The sequence below is a fragment of the Paenibacillus sp. RS8 genome, from assembly GCF_041956825.1.
Classification (GTDB): Bacteria; Bacillota; Bacilli; order Paenibacillales; family Paenibacillaceae; genus Paenibacillus_AQ.
The window spans coordinates 1400976-1420504 of sequence record NZ_CP168131.1; the positions used below are offsets into that span (position 1 = coordinate 1400976).

Below are 19529 nucleotides of genomic sequence, written 5' to 3' on the forward strand. Positions count from 1 at the left end.
AAGGATCAACTGCTGTCAGGGTGCTTCTCCTCTTGTTTCAACAAAAAGCGGAAGACCCAACAGCCATCCCATGACTGTTGGGTCTTCCTTATCCTGTATCTTACTTGTTCGCCAAGAAAGCATCGATTTGAGCCTGCAGCTCAGCTTGAATTTTATCAACACCAGCTGATTTTAGTTGTTTGTTCAGATCTGCAAGTCCTTTGTCGATATCTTTAATTACACCGTACTCAAGCGGAATGGCATAGCGGAGCATTACATTGCCCACATTGGCAATTTCAGTCTTCACTTTGCTATTGTCGAATACAAAGGTTTCAAGAGCATAATGGTAGACGTTAGCTTCCCAGCCCTTAGCTAGATCGTTAGCTTCTTGAGGGAATGCTTCATTGTCAAGGTTGAGTGGCGAGTTAAAGTTCCAATTAGAGAAGCCGGTAAAGTTCGGATTTTTATCGAGTGCTTTATATTTGGTGTCGCCAACCGGTTCATAGTGTACGCCACTAATTCCGTACATCATCAGGTCGTGCAGCTCTTTATCATTCTGCATCAGATCGATCAGCATCAAGGAACGTTCCACATTTTTGGAAGTCGCATGAATCGACGTACCGTTTTGTGTAGAAATCGCTACTGATTTTTTCTTACCTTGGTTGATATCGGCTAGTGCCACTTCATAAGGTGAATTTTCTTGACGCATTAAAGCCATGAGTGCTCCAAGTGTTCCGTTATTGTGCGTAATCGACGCGGTTTTTCCTGCTTTAAAATCCGCCTGATGATCATTTTTACTGTTTAGTACGTTTTTTGACCAGGCATTGTTATCAGCTAGATCTTTGTAATACACGAGCAAATCTTTGAACTCTTGTGTTTCATAGACGTTAAAGACTTTTCCTGTTTCATCCGTCAATTTGAAGGCAAACGGAAGGTCGAGGTCAAACATATTCCATTCGCTTTGCTGCTTCAGTAATACACGGTCTAAGTTATGATACTTCCAGTCTCCCGTTTCCGGAGTGAAAGGTGTAATTCCTTTTTCTTTTTCAGCTATCGTCTTCAAATACGTAGCATACGTTTCCGGGCTGTTGATTTCAGGAAGATTATATTTCTTACGCAAATCTTCACGATACAGGATCAGCTTTTCAACAGACTCTCCTCTGTTTTGTGGAACCATGTACAGTTTGCCATTTACTTTTGCCTGATCCCAGCTCACATCTGACATCACTGCCTTAGTTTGCGGCATATATTTCGTAATCAGCTCATCGGTTAATTCTAGAAACCCGCCTTTCAGCGCCTGATCATTATAGCCAGCCCAGTTTGCTGAATAGATGAGATCGAAATCTTCATTTGCCGCCAGCTTCAATGGATATTTTTGAGCCCAGTCAGACCAGTCCAAGAACTCGCCCTCAAGGGTCGCATTAATTTTTTCTTTCAGCTTTTTGTTAATCTCAGCAAAAACACTATCATAGTCTACCGGTTTAGGACCAACGAAGATCATTTTCAGCTTAACTTCTTTTGAGGTATCAATGGTGTTCGGGTCAGCTGCAGGTTCTGAGGTGTTGGTGGCGTCTGGTGCGTTCGTAGCATCACCTGCAACCTCTGTATTACTTGTAGCCTTTGCAGGCGTATTAGCGTTGTTATTGCCACCGCCGCATGCACTTAGAATCATTACGAAGGTTAAAACGAGCGCCAGCATGATCAATCTATTTTTCTTCAGCATCTCAAGCCTTCCCCCTTGTGTTTAATTATATTGATAAACCGGATATACCCGGGTTCATCCTTTCACAGCGCCAATCGTTAAACCTTGAACAAAATATCTCTGAACGAATGGATAAGCGAGCAGGATCGGACCTGTGGCCACAACCGTCATTGCCATCTTCAAGCTCTCGCTCGGGATCGATGTGGTTACGACTGCTCCTGCACCCATCATGGCTTTTCGCATGCCGTCCATATTGCCTAGCATTTTGTACAAATAATATTGAAGCGGCATCAGTTTCTCATCAGAAATAAATAGAAGGGCATTGTACCAGTCGTTCCAATAAGCAAGGGCCAGGAACAAACCAATTGTAGCTAGCGCCGGCTTGGAAAGAGGCAGGATTAGACGGGCATAAATTTTAAAATCGCCTGCGCCGTCAATTTTGGCCGATTCCACAATCGCTTCCGGAATACTGCCCATAAAAGACTTCATAACAATGATGTAAAAGACATTAAGCATCATCGGAATCACTAAAGCCATGAGTGTATCCTTTATATGGAGATAGTTAACCATAAGCAGATACCATGGAACGAGACCGCCGTTAAATAAAGTTGTAAAGAAGAAGAAGAACGAGAACTTATTACGCCATTTAAAATCTTTTCTGGAAAGCGCATAAGCCGTCATCGAAGTCAGAAACAAGCCAAACAGTGTGCCTATTATAGTAACGCCGATTGTCACCGTGTAAGCTTGAATCATCTGGTCGGGATATTTAAATAAAATCCTGTAGGCTTCCGTTGAGAAGGCAGTCGGTATAAATTGATAGCCATCCGTTAGAATTTTAGTTTCTTCCGTCAGCGATGAAGATACGACAAGTATAAACGGGAATATACATAAAATTGCGAGAAAGATTAGGGATACATAACCAATACCCGAGAATATTTTACGATCGAGCTGCTTCATATCGTTACCTCCATTATGAAAACTGTACCTCTGATGCGGTTAGAATAAGGCGCGGTCTTTATCGTATTTACGAACAGCATAGTTCACAGTCATGATCGTTGCGAAGCCAAGAACGGACTGGAAAACACCTGCCGCAGCCGACATGCCGATATCATTCGAAGTAATCAGCGATCTGAACACGAAAGTATCGATAACGTCTGTTGAAGAGAACAACAAACCGTTGTTGCCGATCATGTTATAGAACATTCCGAAATCACCGCGGAAAATATTCCCGACCGCCAGCAGCACCAAGATAATAATCGTCGGGTAAAGATTTGGAATCGTCACTTTCCGGATCCGCTGAAAAATGTTGGCGCCATCGATTTCAGCCGCTTCGTACATTTCAGTATCTATGCCTGTAATCGCTGCCAAGTACATCACCGTTCCGTATCCAAGACCCTTCCAGGCGGAGACGATAACCAGGATATATGGCCAGTAGGCAGGCGTATTGTAAATATCAATAGGATCCAGCCCAAGTCCTCTAAGGAGAGCATTCACAGTACCGATATCATAATTGAGCAGGTTATAGGCGATTGCACCAACAACAACCCATGAAATAAAGTAAGGAAGGAACAGCGCCGATTGCGTAATTTTGCGAAACCATTTGCCACCGACTTCAAACAACATAATCGCTGCAAAAATTTGCAAAGCGTTATTCACCACGATAAAGGCAATATTGTACAATGCAGTATTTCGTGTAACCCGCCAGGCATCCCCTGATTCAAAGAAAAAGCGGAAGTTGTCGAACCCGTTCCAGGCACTCCCAAAAATACCGCCCGCGTAATCATAATGCTTAAAGGCAATAATAATGCCTGCCATTGGGACATAGGCAAACAAAAGAAAAAAAGCAACCGCCGGAGCCAGCATCAGCAACAAAACCCTGTAGTTTTTCAAATCGCTCCAAAATGTATGCCCTTTCATCTTTGCACCCCTTTCTTCTCTATAGCTCTCATTATAAAAGGATGGCGGCAGTAAGATAATTCAGCCAAACAACTAAACATAATACTAATTCAACGATTTGATAAGAAAAAAAGCCCCTGTCCATTTAGAACATGAGCCTCCTCAATAAGAAATCAATTCAGATTTTATTTTTCTTCCGGTACTCGCCGGGCGACATGCCCATGTATTGCTTGAACTGCCTGTTAAAATAAATAATGTTCTTATATCCGGCTTGTTCCGCAATCTCATATACTTTCTTCGTTGGATCTTCGAGTAGCTCGCATACCCGCTTCATACGCAATTCACTTAGAAAATCGCTAAATAAACTATTAGTTTCTACCTTGAACAAATGACCCAGATAGTTAGGCGTAAAATCAAAGTGGGCGGCGACTTCGTTTAATGTTATTTTTTGATCTAACCTTTCCTTCACATATTCCGTAATTTCATCGATTAACTTCCGCTTTTGTCTTTGGCGCTTCAAGTAAAGCCGCTCCGACAATTCAAAGAACCTTCTTCTTAACCACGAAAGGATATCATGCACCGTTTCAAACTGAAACAGCACAAAAGGTTGATGAGAATCCCAGTTTAAAATCTCGTACAAATGCTCATTCATTTGCTGTAGATCAGCATGAAGCTTGGAGGTAATCCGGATAATGATATCGTAAATGTCGTTTTTCTGGGAGAGCGGGCTGTCTCCGGCAAATAGCTGCAGCAAGCAATCGTCTACAGTGGTAAGGTCGTATTCGAGCATAGCTTTAAGCATCCGATCAACAATTACCTCTAAATCCGAAGCGATTTTTTCCTTCGGGTGCCACTCCGAGGCATCTTGAATGAGCCTATTCTTACCTACGATCCATTTAATGCTTAAAGCGGCCTGAGCCTGCCGGTAGGAGTCATGAAGCTTGACCGGGTCGGTTGTGTACATTCCTCTTCCAATTGTAATCGAACAGGAAAACTCCTGATAGAATGCCCGAAGCAGCTCTTCCAGCAAAGCAATGAAATATTGCTCCTGAACCGCAGCGAGGATTACAAAGCGATAGTCATAGGCCGTAATCACCATGCCCAAATTTTGATCCTGAGCGAACTTACGAATGAACTGATTAGCACTGCTGCTCCACGAGCTCCGCTCTTCTTCTGTCCAGGTTTGGATTCTCCGCGCCATGTCGTCGATCTCGATGATGGCAACTGCCGATGCACCTTGTAAGTATGGTGTGAGAACGTTATGAATGTGCATCTCCACCTGTCCCGGAGCAGCCTCGTTAAACCACCGCAGTAGCAGCTCCTGATTAACAAGCGTCAGCGTTTCCGACAAGGAAATATGCTGTTTACGCTCTTTCTCTATCTTGGTGCAGAGTTCGGTCAACGTCTCGTTCAGCTCGTCATCATCAACAGGCTTAAGCAAATAACTGTAGGCGTTCAATTGAATCGCTTCTTTGGCATAATTAAAATCCTGATGTCCACTAATAAAAAGAATATGAACTTCAGGGTTGATCTCCTTCGCTTTACGCACGAATTCCACGCCCGACATAATCGGCATACCGATATCAGAGAGAATAATATCAATAGGGTGCTGCTCCATTATTTTCAGAGCGGCAAACCCGCTCGTTGCCGTTCTCACGTTATGCAAAGGCAAACGATCACTGCCGGCCACACGCCGTCTGAGCCATTCCAAATCGATTACTTCATCATCCACCAGCAGAACATTGATCTCCATCGCCATACTTCTCACTCCCCCATAACTTCCCTAATTTCCGCATTATCCACCGGTAAGATGATTTGAACTGTCGTTCCCGCTCCAAAATAGCTGCCGATTTGAATGCCGAAATCGCTGCCGTATCTCAGTTTAATTCGTTCTTCCACATTTCTAAGACCGTAGCTGCCAGGTTGGTATGCGCTTGACCGCATGTTTCGAAGTGTATCCGGTCGCATGCCGATCCCGTTATCAATGACCTTGAGTTCGATGCGGTCACCAAGCCGCTTTCCAGTAATACGAATCGCAATGGTCTCCCCGAACCAAGCGTGCTTGAATATATTCTCCACAAACGGCTGCAAAATCAGCTTGATAATAGGAATCTGTAAAATTTCCGGATCGACATCATAATAAACCTCAAAGGCATCCGCATATTTTACTCTCTGGATCTCCAGATACATCCTCACCTGCTCCAGCTCATTTTCAAGTGAGATGTATACATGCCCATCATTCAACGTGAGTCGATAAAATTTAGACAGGCCATGTACCATCTGTGTAACCTTCTCTGTTTCCCCCAAATTGGCCAGACTGCCAATCGTCGACAATGTGTTGTACAGGAAATGGGGGCTGATCTGGGCTTGGAGCACATCCAGCTCCGCTTGCTTTTTCTGAATACCCTGCACATAGACGTTCCGGATGAGTTCCTGAATGCTGGTCGCCATTTGATTAAAGCTATTCGCAATATAGACAAATTCATCGTTTCCCGGAAATCCGATTCTTTTATAGAAATTCCCCTCCTGAAACGACCGAACCAAATATACAATCCGCTTAATTTTTTTGCCAGATATACGTGCAACTAGAAAACCGATAATAGCCATCACCAAAAAACTAATGGAACAAACGGTACTAATCACCTTCCGCATTCTACTGGCGTCTTTGTTCAAATAAGAGTGGGGCACGCGTGCCTCAATGACATAGCTGGATACCGGAATATCTTCACTTATTATTAAATAAGAGTCTTGCTTCGCAGCTTCATCGACAATACCTTGTTCATACATCGTCAACCCTGTCGCCCTATCCATCAGACGAAGATTAAGCCCCTGTTCAATTGGAAAAGTATCGAAACTGCCAAAAAGCTCGTCGATTCTCGCCGTAACACGAATGTACCCAATGATAGCCGGAGCTGCCTTGGAAGAAACGAGCTTACGAAAATACGAAATATTGCCTAGTTCACGATCGTTGTCCGCTTGAAGCCACAAGCTGTCCTCGTTATTTGCCATGATCGACTTAAACCAATCTGTATTCTCGATCACCTGATCAGAAAGGACATAATAATCACTTCTACCAATGGGCGTCGACATATCATCACCGGTAATTTCAAGCATCGTCTCATTAACGGTAAAAAGCGCAAGTCTCAGCTTGTTTCCATACAGCTGCAGAGGAGCCTTCATATAAGGAACAATATCGTCTCTCATTTTGAGCATGTTTTCCAAAGGATCTCCCCTGAACTGAAGGGCATTCTGAAAATTCGTATTTAGAAACAGCGAGTTGGTCATACGTTTAATTTCATCTGTCTGGTATTCGATGTTGCTTCTCGTCTGCTTCAAAGCCGTACGGACATTCGTTTCTGCCATTTCGGTCCTGGATTCGACGAGCATTGTATAGGCTATATAGCCAACCAGCATGTCTGTCAGCAATACTAGAATCAGATACGGAATCATCATCTTGTATGTGAACGGAATATATTTTTTACTAAGCAGTTTCCTCTCCATGCGCATGCTCCCTTATCTCCGTATCCATCATAACTACTATTTCCACCCATTCTACAACGAAAAGAAAGCGGTTACTATATTTTGTATGTTGGAAGCTATCTTTAGAGCAGCACTCTGTTCTCCAAAATGTTTTTCAAACTGATATGCGATTTGGAAGGTCCAAACTTTATAAGTTGATCTTGAAATTCAGCAAGCGCCTCAATCGATGAGGTCTGCACCTTAATAAGATAGTTATATTCTCCACTAATGCGGAACAAATCGGTAACTTCCATAGCATTGTTGCAAAAATCAGTGAGCTCTTGGCATTGTTCTGTTTTAATTAGAATAAAGGTAGTCGTACCCCGGTTCAGATCCCGCAAATTAAAAGCTGTGTGATACCCCGAAATGATGTTCCTTTCTTCTAGCTTAATAATTCTTTCTTTAACGGAAGGCTGTGACATCGAAACCTCTTTGCTGATTTGTGAAATGGGCATTCGGGCATTGTACTGCAGTAATTGCATAATCTTTTTATCAATATCATCCATAAGATGTTCCATAGTAAGCGCCTCCTCACCCAATTTTATATAATAAACCCATTCAACTAAAATACCTTATATTCAATAACCATGTCACTATAAAACACTTATCTTATATATGTATCTCCTATTTTAATCCAACTATAATAAATAGTACATTAGCGATAGGAGCGATTAAAGATGAGCGTAAAAGGTATTGCACATATAGCGATTCAAGCCAAGGCTTATAAAGCAACCATTTCTTTTTATATTAACGTCTTAGGATTCAAGTTAGGTCATCACTGGAGTCTGCCAGCCTTTCAAATTAAAGAAGCATCGATGCTGATTTCGCCTGACCAAAGAACTTGCATAGAGATTTTTGATAACGATGCAGTGATTGCTGCTCAAGGGAAAAAAGCCTTATCTGAAGAAGAAGTAGCTCACGGAGCGTTATTACATTTGGCCTTCTATGTGGATAATGTGGATGAAATATATCAAAAAGCCCTTGCTCATGGAGCAAAGGCTTTTATAGAACCCGCTTCTCTTTCTCTTGGTGAACCTCCCTTACAGATTAGGAACGCGATTATTCACAGTCCGAATGGAGAAGTTATCGAATTTCTCGAAGAGGTTGATTTTGATATGTCTAGTACGACCAATGTAAACTAAAATGTATCCACTCAGCACATTGGCAAATAACAAGAATACAAATAAGGAGCCTTCTCATGTTGAGACTGGCTCCTTTCTAATAATTATTCAGTTGCTCTCTTGGTTAAATCATTTAGCCTTAATTTTAAAAATTCAAACTATTATTGTGTGCGATCCGTCCTAAATACTCGGCGCTTTCTTTAACTTTACGTTCTTGTGTGCCTCTATCTACTCCAATAATCCCGAATGTCATCGAATACCCTGAATTCCACTCGAAGTTATCAAAGGATGTCCAGTACATGTATCCTCTTATGTCGATCCCCTCTGCCAAACAAGCCTGTACGCCTTCTAACCCTCTACGAATAAATTCAATCCGACGACTGTCATCATCTGTAGCAATTCCATGCTCCGTAATAATAATGGGGATATGTAGCTCTTTCGCTACTTTTCGAATGACATTCCCAAGCGCTTCAGGGTAGAACTCATATTTCATTTGTGTAAGCTCTGCTTCATCCGCGGGCTTGACCAGACCATTCGGACCGTAAACCTCCCTGGTATAGTTTTGAAGCCCAAAGAAGTCATCCCCTTTCACTATATCTGCATACTCACCAAAGTTATCTTTCCATTTCTTCTCGGCGAGTGCTTCTCCACCCGGGATCGACTGAAAATCGGAAAGGGCCATGGATAAGCCTACCTGAATGTTAGGCTGTATACCCTTGATAACTTCACGTGCTTTCAGGTGTGCCTCCTTAAGGATGCTGATACTTGCTTCATCAGAGATCATATGAAACGTGAAGTATTGGTCGACTGTAGTTCCACAGAGCTTAGCCGCCGATTCTCTCCATTTAGGCGAGGACCAGGATTTGGTATCGATCCCTACAGGGGGAATAACTCCGATATTGGAGAAAACATCCCGTAACATGATCGGAAGATTTACTTCATTGAAAGTCAATACATAGGGGATTAAATCGCCCAGTTCACGGATAACAACCTCACAATAGGCTGAGAAAAGATCCGGAATATTCGGGTTAGCCCATCCTCCTAGTCTCATTAACCATTTGGGGGAAGAAAAATGGTGCAATGCCACAATCGGAGTAAGTCCAAACTCATGACAGGTCTGCAACACATCTCGATAATGAAGGATAGCAGAACGTGAAAATTGTCCGGATTCCGGTTCAATCCTCGACCATTCCAAGGAAAAACGGTAGGCTTTCAAGCCTAAACTAGCCATAAGGGCAATATCTTCTCGGTACAACCGATAGTGATCAACAGCATCGCCTGATTTATCTAAATAAGGAGAACCCTCTGCATGTTCCTCTGCCCAAAAATCACTGTTCGTGTTGTTACCTTCTACTTGGTAAGCTGCCGTAGATGAACCCCAAATAAAGTTTACAGGAAATAAATTCTCCACAATCAACACTCCTAATCCTAATTTATTCTATATTTTAAAGCCCCGATTCGGACAACTGCACGAACCTCACCACGTAAATGGCTCTTGCAGTTTCCGTTAAGGTCTAGGCCTTCTTATCATTAGCCAAAGCTTGCAGCTCGGCCATAATTGCAGGATATTTCTTATCCAGACTATAAATAGACATCAACACGATTTGCAGTACAGCCAATACCATTGGAACATATATAAACAAATTCTTAATGGATAATAGAGCCATATCCGATTGAACTTCAAGCCCACCTACATATCCTCCGAAGGCTAATGTCCATCCAACAACCGCTCCTCCCAGCCCACTACCGACTTTCGATGCTACGCTGTGTCCGCTATAAATTAAACCTTCCGTGCGAACTCCTGTTTTCCATTCTCCGTAATCCACGGTATCAGCAAGCATGGCTGCACCTGTGGCAACGGCTGGAGCTATTCCAAGTGTCTTCAATATTGTACTGATCATAATGACTTGAAAGCTTGTTGGGTCTACAAGAATCAGTAATGATCCAACCAAGGAGATACAAGCTCCAATTAAAGCTGCATTTCTTTTTCCAACCTTCTTAATGAGAGGTGTTGAGATGATCATGCCGACCACAATTGGCACCAACCCTGCAAGAGATAAGGCTCCGACAAGGGCCGGATTATGCAGAATGTATTGAGCGTAATAGATATTTAGCGCCCCGCTAACGCCCGAGCTTAGGAAAATCAACGTGGAGAATGGAATAACAATTAACCAGAACTTATTCCGCAGCAAAGCCTTAAAACCCACTCGGAATGGAATAGCCCTCTGTACAACAATTGGTTTTACGCGCTCCTTCGTTGTTTTGTACGTAATGGCATATAAGAGTGGGGAGATCACCCCGATGATCACAAAGGTTAAAAACCAACCCATTTTCCCGCCACCGAATGTGTTTATCATAGGCATGGCGAAAAAACTAATGAGAACCCCTCCTGAAATTCCTAAGACCATCCGAGTTATACTAAGCAAAGAACGTTGATAAGGGTCCTGTGTCATAAGCGAATTCAAAGCACCATAGGGGATATTAATGGATGAATAGATTAAGCTGACAATGAAATACGTAAGCGACGCATAGACAATGGCACCTGTGTGGCCTAATTCTGGTGCTGTAAACAAGATCATGACAGACAAGCCGAACGGCACAGCCATCCATTTGATCCAAGGTCGAGCCTTGCCATGCTTACTCTTCGTCCGGTCAACCAAAGCACCGATGCCTACATCAGCTACACCATCTAGGAGTCGAGTAACCAGAAGGATTGTACCTACAATACCTGCTGAAATTCCAACAATGTCTGTATAAAAAAAGGTGAGAAAGGTTGTAATAGCTGTCCAAATAATATTTGTAGAAAAATCACCTATCGCATATCCAAAACGTTCTTTCAACGATATCTTTGTATAAGCATCCTGAGCTCCGTTATCTACTATAATCGCTTCGGTTCCCATCGCCGGTGTAGCCATCTGTTGTCCCCCTTAAAATCATAATTAGCTTCAAATTCAGCCTTTCACCTCATGTGTTTAAACCCTCCTTCACCACTTATTTTAGCAAGCGTTTTCATTTATTTTAATGTTAAAATCCAAGCACATTAGTGCTCGTTTCAAAGATTTTATTTTCACTATTCTGAAGCCATTCATAAAAATAAAAAAAGCTCCTCTCTTTCTTAGGAGCTTCCAAATAAACTAATTCATCACGCCATTGAGGTAAAACATATATTGAACTATAATTTAAAAAAGATATATCATGCTGGTTTCAAAGAATAGGAGCCTTCCAATGAATAATAGTGAATTACGATCCTATTTGATTTCGAACAACCTTAGAGATGTGCCAGATTGGGAACTTATTAAAAACACATATAACGCTGAAACGATAGAGGTAGATGGTCAGAGGGTTTATATATTTAACTTAAGTTTTGATATGGCCTATACACCCATTGAGGATAACATTGTTATTTTTCAATCCGTGCCTTCCTCAGTAGTCCCGCTACATATTCATCAATACATCGAATTGATTTACGTCTACCAAGGAAAATGCACAGTGGTCATGCAAAATGGGGAAATCAACATGCATGAGGGCGGAGTCATCATCATTGATAAGCAAACCCCTCACACACTAAAAGGAATTTCCAACTCGGATATTGTCATCGATATCAAGCTAAAACATGATTACTTGACCTCAGGTTTTCTTAGCCGTTTCACACAAAAAAGCACTATCTCTCAATTGTTGATAGACTCTCTGATCGATTCTCGAAGAGCAAATAATTATCTCCACTTCCCCTTAGAAAACGGCTCTAAAATCGTAGAAATCATGCAGAATATAATGTGTGAATATTTCGATCCAGATTTTTGTTCTACGGATATGATTGACTCTTATTTATTCGTTTTTTTTACAGAATTGATTCGAAACAGTAACACCAAGACCAGTATTGAGGCCGGAAATATAAGTCAAAAAGATTCTATTGTTATTGATTTTCTAAGATATATTGAAAAGAATCATCGTGATTGCACCCTCACCAAAATGGCTGTGCACTATAAATATCACCCTAACTATATCTCGGCTATGCTCAAAAGAGCGACCGGGAAGTCGTTTAAGGAACTTCTCCAGATTGAACGGTTGAATAAGGCCGTCATCTATTTGTCCAATTCAGAACTTCCCATTCCTGATATCGCAGAAGAAGTCGGGTATTCAAGCGTCTCCTTCTTCTTCAAAAAATTTAAAGAAGTCTACTCCCAAACACCCAACAAGTTTAGAGAAAATAAACACTAAAAGAACCTGACATCCGGTCGTCAACAGCAAGCCGTGCGGACAATCTAATTACACTACCTCATACAAAGAGGTATCCAAGGCTTGAATAAAGTGTGACCAATCGCTTGTCGTGTACAGCAGAAGGCGATGCATCGCGCGAGTACAAGCCGTATAAAAGAGTTTACGTTCGCTCTCCCGATAATAAGTCTGCATAGAAGCATCGTAAATTAGTACGGCGTCGAATTCTACCCCCTTAGCAAGATACGCAGGAATAACCAACGTTCCCTTCTCAAAGGTGAGCGTTTCCTTCGTAATAAGCCGCAGATTGTCGCAGCCCTGTGCAGCCAATGCTTCATAAGCCTCGCGACTTTCTGCAGCAGTCTTTGTAATAACGGCAATGGAATCGAGCCCTTCAGCCATAAGCGCCCCAAGATCCTCTTTTATTCGCACCGCCCGCTGCACGTTGTTGCTAGCCTTCATTAGGCCCGGCTTCTCCCCGCCTCTCTCAAAAGGTATGATCTCTTCATTGGGTAGAAGTTCCTTCGTAAACTCCACAATCTCGCGAGTGGAGCGATAGCTTCGGATTAGACGAAACAGGTTCGTTTCTTCTTCACCATAAAGCCGAATCAAAGGAGAATTGACCTCTTGCAGATTGGTAGCTTGCGGGAATATCGCTTGGCCGAAATCGCCGAGCACCGTCATGCTGGCTCGAGGAAATAATTGTTTGAGGAATGCGTATTGGAACGGCGAATAGTCCTGTCCTTCATCAATAAATAAATGCCGTACCATTGTATTCGTGCGAGAACCCTCGATAAGCTCTTTTAAATACAGAAACGGAGTCTCATCTTCATAAAACAGTTCAGTATGGCTCAACTTTTCCTTCGTTTGCATACAGATTTCTGACCATTGATCAGGTACTTCGGTCTCACCCGTCATTTCCTGATAGATAGCAGCATCACTAAACAACTGATCGTATAATCCAATCGTATTTATGAACTTCAACCGTTTGGCATCCCGTCTCAGCGGTTTGAAGTGCTCCTTCACGATCATTCGACGCAGCAGTTCTTCTTCCTGCGAACTAAAGTCAAAAACATTCTCTTCCCCGTCCTTCTGAATACGAAAATCGCCATAGATTTCAAGATACTGCTCCGTAAAATCGAAGACAGCCTCTTCTCGCCGGTACTTCTTAAGCACCTCACTGTACGCTTCGGCATATTGATCGTTGTCGAGGTAATCGACCTCATCTTGAACCCAGGGTGCCTCCATTTCCTGACGTTCTAGCTTAGTCAACTCGCGCAGCAGCCATTCACGTAGTAAAGCGACGCGATTCGCCAATCGGATAGAGCTGTCGTAGCTGTAAAATTGCGATTTCATTTGCTCCGCAGTAATCAAATCGCGGTCCCGGAAACGAATACTGTGGAACAGCATTCCTTCTTTCCCTAGCCATTGTGCGTAGCTTTGGAGAGCATGCAGAAAGGCTTCAGAAGCCTTATATTGCATTCCCGTTAGCCGTGCTTCATATCCCTGCGAGGATTGTGATGATGTCAGTACATATTCAATCTGCTCGAAGGGGTCCTCTAGATGAACCGTGGATCCAAGCCAATAAGCAAGGTATTCCTGAAACGTCGTTTGCTGCATATTCTCCTCGCCAAGCTCGGGCAGAACCGTCGATACATAACTGTTAAACATAGGATTTGGCGAAAAAAGAACGATCTGATCCGCCTTAAGCCTATCGCGGTGTTTGTATAATAAATAGGCTACCCGTTGCAACGCTGCGGACGTCTTTCCGCTGCCAGCCGCCCCCTGTACAATGAGCATACGACTTTTGTCATTGCGGATGATGGCGTTCTGTTCCTTCTGAATGGTCGCCACAATGCTCTTCATTTGTGAACCCGCGCCCTTGCCAAGCACCTGCTGAAGCAATTCGTCCCCGATCGTTAAGCTCGTATCGAACACGTTCTGGAGCTGGCCATAACGGATCTGATATTGCCGCTTCAGCATCATCTCACCTGTAATCTGCCCACCTGGCGTTTCATAAGTGGATCTCCCCGGAGAATGGTCATAGTACATGCTTGCAATAGGCGTTCGCCAGTCATACACCAGAAAGTCCACTCCGTCTGCATCGACGAAAGAAGCCACTCCGATATAAATTTTCTCACTGGAGCTCAGGCCGTCTTCATGAAAATCCATTCGCCCAAAATAGGGAGAGGGCAGAAGCCGTTTCATATTATTAAAACGCTGGACCCGTTGCCGGTGACTGCGTTCCCGCTCGGACAACAACGCTTCTTGCTGCTTTATACTGTAGAAGGTCTCTTCGAAATCTTCGTCTGTGCTCGTATTGACCGTGACTTCTTCCCAAAACCGCTTGCGAATGTCCACCACCTGATCACGTAACCCAGTTACTTCGGGTTCTAGTTCTGCGATTCTTAATCGCAGCTTTTCCGTAACCAAATCAAGCCGTTCTTGTTCTTGCTGCCAATCGTTTACGTCTACCATCTTCACGAACACGCTCCTTTTCATTCTTGTTATAAAGAAGCAAAAATTAAATTTGACAAACTGCTGATCCACATGGTATTATAATAGTGTAGATAAGATGTTATACTTATGTGTAAATAAGTGAAATTAACAGCAGTTCTATAATATTATCACGAACTTTCTTTGCATGCAAATTAATTATATGTAGAAGAACCGGCATAGTCTGTCGGTTCTTCTTTTTTTGTACCCTCAGCATGGCTGTACATAGCAAATAGACCATCCGAAGGACGGTCTATTTGCTTAATCAAGTAAGCTTACTATTTAGTTTGTAGGAGATTCATAATGATGGTTACTGCCTCTGCTCTTGTTGCGGTCTCATTTGGTGCAAATACATTGCCATTACGTCCGCTCACAATGCCTGATTTCTTCACGGCTGCAACTGCATCCTTTGCCCATGCAGGAATTTGGCTATCATCAGCAAAGCCTGTTGATGCCGCCGATGTTAAATCTACCCCTGCTGCTCTAGCGATCATAACTGCCAGCTCCGAACGTGTTATGCTCGCTGCCGGACGGAAGGTAACATCTTCATAGCCGCGTATAATCTTCGCCTCTAAGGCTTGTGCAATGGACTTCTCGGCCCAAGCAGGGATTGTATCTGTGAAGCCCAGTTCCACACCGTTTCCAGTAGGCTTCAGCGCATTCATCAGCATCACCGCAAATTCAGCGCGTGTCACCGTAGCATTCGGCTTGAACGTTCCATCCGTATAACCCTTGATGATCCCTTCGCTCACCGCTTTCTTAATATTGGCCTCCGCCCAATGTCCGGAGATATCACTGAACCCAGCTTCTGTTGTCGGTTCAGTAGATGCATTTGTTACCGGCAATCCGGTCGCTTGATCCACTACGAGTACAGCAAACTTCGTAAAGTGATCCACATCTGCAGCAATGCGATTTCCATCTATTTTGCCGCCGTTAACTTTCACCCAGCTCTTCTTCACTTCATCATAATAAAAGATCGCTACAGTCTGGCCGCCCTTCACTTGTCCTGAATCGAACACAAAGGTTAGCGTGACCGGTTTACTAAAGTTCTCCGCGAAGTTTTTTAGAATCTCATAGATCGGGCTTACGAGAATCTCATGATTGCTGAGAAGACTCTCTGTTTGGAGTACTTTCTCAATTGTTAATGTCAGTTGCTTGCCTGAAGCATTAGCCGGAATAGAAATCACAAGCCCATTATCCAGTCTGACTTCACCGGATTGACCTGCGGGAAGCGTCAATTTCCCGTTGGTGGAGATAACCGGAAGTACGATGTTGGAGCTACTGCCGCCATCATTACCACCGTTGCCATTATCATCAGAACCGTTATCTTGTGCAGCTCTCGTTATCGTTGCAGTATACTTCGTACCTGTGCCATCCTGGGCAATTACGAATAACTCCAAACGATTACTACCTACTTCAAGAGGAATTTCTACGCTCGTTTCCCCGCTTGTCAAACTTATCGGACCAGCCACAAGCGTATTGGCACTATTGTACACACTCGCTGTTAAGGTACCATAAACAGCATCGCTCGCCGTTGCCGTCACTGTGAAGTTAGATAAGGAATACGGTACGCTCGCTGTATAATCGTATACACTTCCGCTCACTGTTTGATCCAATGTTATGCCGCTCAAATTCATGCTATTCAAGCTTGCACTAGAACTTAATGTCGTAAACGTAATCTCTTGCCCATAGCTTACTCCGACTCCATTCACGGCATAGGCACGTACATGATAGGTAGATCCCGATTGAAGTCCCGTAAGTTTCACTGAAAAGGCTCCTGTTCCACCCGATTCAGCTATGGCCTTACCGTCAGCAATTGTAGGAGTGGCGGTAGTGGAATATACAACTCCCCGCTCTGTAACCTCAGCACCACCATCCGAAGTGATGTTTCCTCCAACCTTAGCAGTCATAGAAGTGATTTGTTGTACTTCTGCATTTGTATCAACAATAGCAGACTCTTCAATACCTCTTACATAGCTTAAATAGAAATCATCAATCGTTCCCCATGCGCCGCCATCGGCTTTGATATTTGCTCCGATCGTTAGCGTTCCATCGGTAACGAGAATATCCCGAATCTCAGGATTATTCCACTGTGTCCATCCTTTCACACCAGTGTCTATTTTCACTTCTTTACCATCCGTTACAGCAAATAGATTCATGTTGGGGTTTACAGCATCTCCCCCTTGAATAAACATTGAAAGATTATAATATCCCGGCTTCAGCCCAGAAATAGTCTGCTCCACTCTAAAGTCCACTGCTTTCGCAGAGTAGAAATGTAGAGAGTAGTTGCCCGTCTTGGCATCTGAGACTTTGTTTTGGAAGTCTGTGTGTGGTTCTTTAGCGTTAGCATAGGTGATTTTCCACATGCTTCTATCGCTATTTTCAAAGCCAGCATTGACGATAAAGTTCTCTTTTTTAATGACTAGAAAAGCCTTAACCGTTTGACCGCCTTCTACCGTTCCACCGATCACATAGTTGCCCGCTCCCTGGCTAATGGCTTGCTCAAGCGCAACCTGATCCCACGTTACTGGAATCATTGCCGAACTTCCATCATTATAAATAACACTTACGTCTTTCGGCAGATGGATTGGCTCCCCAGCAATCGCTGTGACAGTTACATCTTTTACTTCATCTACAGCAATCGGAGCAACAGCACCTGTATTAACGTATTTAAATACATTCAGTGAAGCAAGCGGATGTCCGTTAAAATCAAACAAAGCCTGATTGTCAACAGCACTTCCTCCGTACCATTCCCCTGCATCCTTTGGATCATATTCCTTGGCGTAGCTAGATGCCCAGCCTGAACCGTATTTTTCCCAAATCGACTTATTCTGCTCCAGATTATCTTTCGGGCCTACCGGAAGCCACGCAGGTTCCCAATAAAACACACCTATTCCCGCTTCACCCACATTCGCAACAGCTTCGATCACGTCTCTAACCGAGTTGGCCTGACCTTGAACGCTGATAGGATAGTTTAGAGTTTGACCCGAACTTTGTGGTGCTGTATTTCCGTGTCCATCTCCATCCTCAGCGGTATACGCGTAAGAGGTTTCGGCTACCATTACTTTTTTTCCATAAGTATCAGCCACTTGCGTCAACACGGATGTCAAATTGCTTAAAGTGCCGTGCCAGAACGGATAATAAGAACTTGCAAATACATCATAGTCTACATTATTATTCTGCAAGGTTTTCGCATAGGAAGCATATCTGCCTGCCCCCTCAGGATTTGTAAAATGCAGAGCGATCAGAATATTAGAATCGATCTCTCGAATCGCTTTACTTCCCGCACTAAACAATTGGCTAATCTTCGTCCAATCAGATTCACCGACGAATTGTCCATTCGTTTCATTACCAACCTGAACCATGCCAACATCAATATCTGCATCAAGCAGGGCTTCCAAACTTACTTTGGTATATTCGTAAAGTGCGGTCTTCTTATCTTCAAAACTCAAGTTTGCCCACGCCTTAGGCGTATGCTGCTTGGCGGGATCGGCCCAAAAGTCTGAATAATGGAAGTCGACCAGTAGCTTCATACCGTTTGCAGTCGCTCTTTTCCCGATTTCGATAGCGGTTGCCAGGTCATTATTACCACCGCCATAACCATTACCAGTTGTATCAAAAGGATCATTCCATATCCGTACCCGAACGTAGTTAACCCCAGCTTCATGTACGGTTGTAAATATATCCTGCACTTCTCCGTTTTCATTGTAAAACTCGACTCCGCTATTCTCTAAAGAAATAATACTGGAGATGTCCACGCCCTTAATAAAATCAGGCTGAAGTCCTTCTACCTTCTTCACAAAAATATCCGCCGGCACCGGCAGGGTCGTATCCGTACTCAACTGTTTCAACTCAAAGCTGTCCAAAAAACCATATGCGCTTGGAGCGCCGCTTATGTTCGCACCAACCTCAAAACTCGGGGTATCCTGCTTCAAGATAAACTTCAGGCTGAGCGTTCCCCAAGCATTATAGCCAGTGGTAGCAACAGCGGATGCCTTCTCGTCACCCGCAAACAATTCAACATTCCCTGTTTCCTTGTCAGTACCGCCCATCGACTTGACTGAGAGCTCATAGCTTCCCGCAGGGAGATTCGTTATGGTCTGCTTAAGCGCGATCGTCTGGTTTCCAGTAGCGGCTTTGTTAATCCAATATTTGAAAGCATGAGCTCCTTCATCAGGGCTTAGCCAAGTATCATCGGCATATGCAAAATGCTTGATTTCTACTTGATCCCAATTTGCCGTATCGACACTCCATGATCCATCTTCCCAGAAATCGTCCTCGAAACCGCCATTTACTATTAACGAACTATTCGAATCTGCAGCCAAAGCACTCCTCATGTTGAATGAGAATGAACTTAACATCAACAACACTGCTAAAAAGACAGAGATACCTTTTTGATTAACTCGCATGTTCTGATCACCTTCCGTTCTAAATTTTCAGATGCATATATGTGCGTCCTAAGTTATGTAAGCACTTACAAATCAATATACCAATAGTTAAAATATTTAGTAACGGATGAAAAGAAAACATTTTGTATGCTTAAGCAAGCTTTATAGGCTTTAATCTTCATTTTCCTCTATTCTGGAATAGATGATAGTAAA

Annotated in this window: 12 protein-coding genes; 2 read left to right on the forward strand and 10 right to left on the reverse strand. The window is 43.3% G+C overall.

Going from position 1 to position 19529, the window contains the following annotated elements; translation table 11 throughout:
- Positions 1-100: 100 nt before the first annotated feature.
- The 6 genes from ACDZ28_RS07530 to ACDZ28_RS07555 all read right to left on the reverse strand — a co-directional run bounded on the left by ACDZ28_RS07530 (position 101) and on the right by ACDZ28_RS07555 (position 7614).
- The gene (locus ACDZ28_RS07530) at positions 101-1702 is read right to left on the reverse strand and encodes an ABC transporter substrate-binding protein (RefSeq protein WP_375104359.1); all 1602 of its coding nucleotides are present in this window, start codon (positions 1700-1702) and stop codon (positions 101-103) included.
- 54 nt (positions 1703-1756) lie between these two features.
- Positions 1757-2638, reverse strand: a complete 882-nt coding sequence (locus ACDZ28_RS07535; protein WP_042131643.1) for a carbohydrate ABC transporter permease — start codon at positions 2636-2638, stop codon at positions 1757-1759.
- 39 nt (positions 2639-2677) lie between these two features.
- Positions 2678-3598, reverse strand: coding sequence for a sugar ABC transporter permease (locus ACDZ28_RS07540; protein ID WP_042131644.1), 921 nt, complete (start codon positions 3596-3598; stop codon positions 2678-2680).
- 157 nt (positions 3599-3755) lie between these two features.
- Entirely contained in the window at positions 3756-5336 is a 1581-nt protein-coding gene (locus ACDZ28_RS07545; RefSeq protein ID WP_375104360.1) for a response regulator, read from the reverse strand.
- Between the two features lie 5 nt (positions 5337-5341).
- Entirely contained in the window at positions 5342-7078 is a 1737-nt protein-coding gene (locus ACDZ28_RS07550) for a sensor histidine kinase (protein ID WP_375104361.1), read from the reverse strand.
- A 101-nt stretch (positions 7079-7179) separates the two neighbouring features.
- A complete protein-coding gene (locus tag ACDZ28_RS07555; protein ID WP_375104362.1) occupies positions 7180-7614 on the reverse strand; it encodes an Lrp/AsnC family transcriptional regulator in 435 nt (144 codons plus the stop codon).
- 159 nt (positions 7615-7773) lie between these two features.
- On the opposite strand from ACDZ28_RS07555, the gene ACDZ28_RS07560 reads away from it, so the two are divergent.
- Positions 7774-8238 (forward strand): VOC family protein, encoded by a 465-nt coding sequence (locus tag ACDZ28_RS07560; RefSeq protein ID WP_375104363.1) that lies wholly within the window; start codon positions 7774-7776, stop codon positions 8236-8238.
- A 124-nt stretch (positions 8239-8362) separates the two neighbouring features.
- Here ACDZ28_RS07560 and ACDZ28_RS07565 read toward each other — a convergent pair whose 3' ends face one another.
- On the reverse strand, positions 8363-9628 hold the full coding sequence (locus ACDZ28_RS07565; RefSeq protein ID WP_375104364.1) for a glycoside hydrolase family 1 protein: 1266 nt from the start codon (positions 9626-9628) through the stop codon (positions 8363-8365).
- Positions 9629-9731: 103 nt separating this feature from the next.
- On the reverse strand, positions 9732-11132 hold the full coding sequence (locus tag ACDZ28_RS07570; protein ID WP_375104365.1) for an MFS transporter: 1401 nt from the start codon (positions 11130-11132) through the stop codon (positions 9732-9734).
- Positions 11133-11442: 310 nt separating this feature from the next.
- Here ACDZ28_RS07570 and ACDZ28_RS07575 point away from each other — a divergent pair, with 310 nt between their 5' ends.
- Positions 11443-12435: an AraC family transcriptional regulator gene (locus ACDZ28_RS07575; protein WP_375104366.1), complete on the forward strand. Its 993-nt coding sequence runs from the start codon at positions 11443-11445 to the stop codon at positions 12433-12435.
- Positions 12436-12483: 48 nt separating this feature from the next.
- On the opposite strand, the gene helD is transcribed toward ACDZ28_RS07575, so the two are convergent.
- Together helD and ACDZ28_RS07585 are read right to left on the reverse strand one after the other, a co-directional pair.
- Positions 12484-14910, reverse strand: coding sequence for an RNA polymerase recycling motor HelD (helD, locus tag ACDZ28_RS07580; RefSeq protein ID WP_375105317.1), 2427 nt, complete (start codon positions 14908-14910; stop codon positions 12484-12486).
- Between the two features lie 296 nt (positions 14911-15206).
- Positions 15207-19337 carry a glycosyl hydrolase 53 family protein gene (locus ACDZ28_RS07585; protein ID WP_375104367.1) on the reverse strand — a complete coding sequence of 1377 codons (4131 nt, stop codon included), beginning with the start codon at positions 19335-19337 and terminating at the stop codon, positions 15207-15209.
- Between the last annotated feature and the right edge of the window lie 192 nt (positions 19338-19529).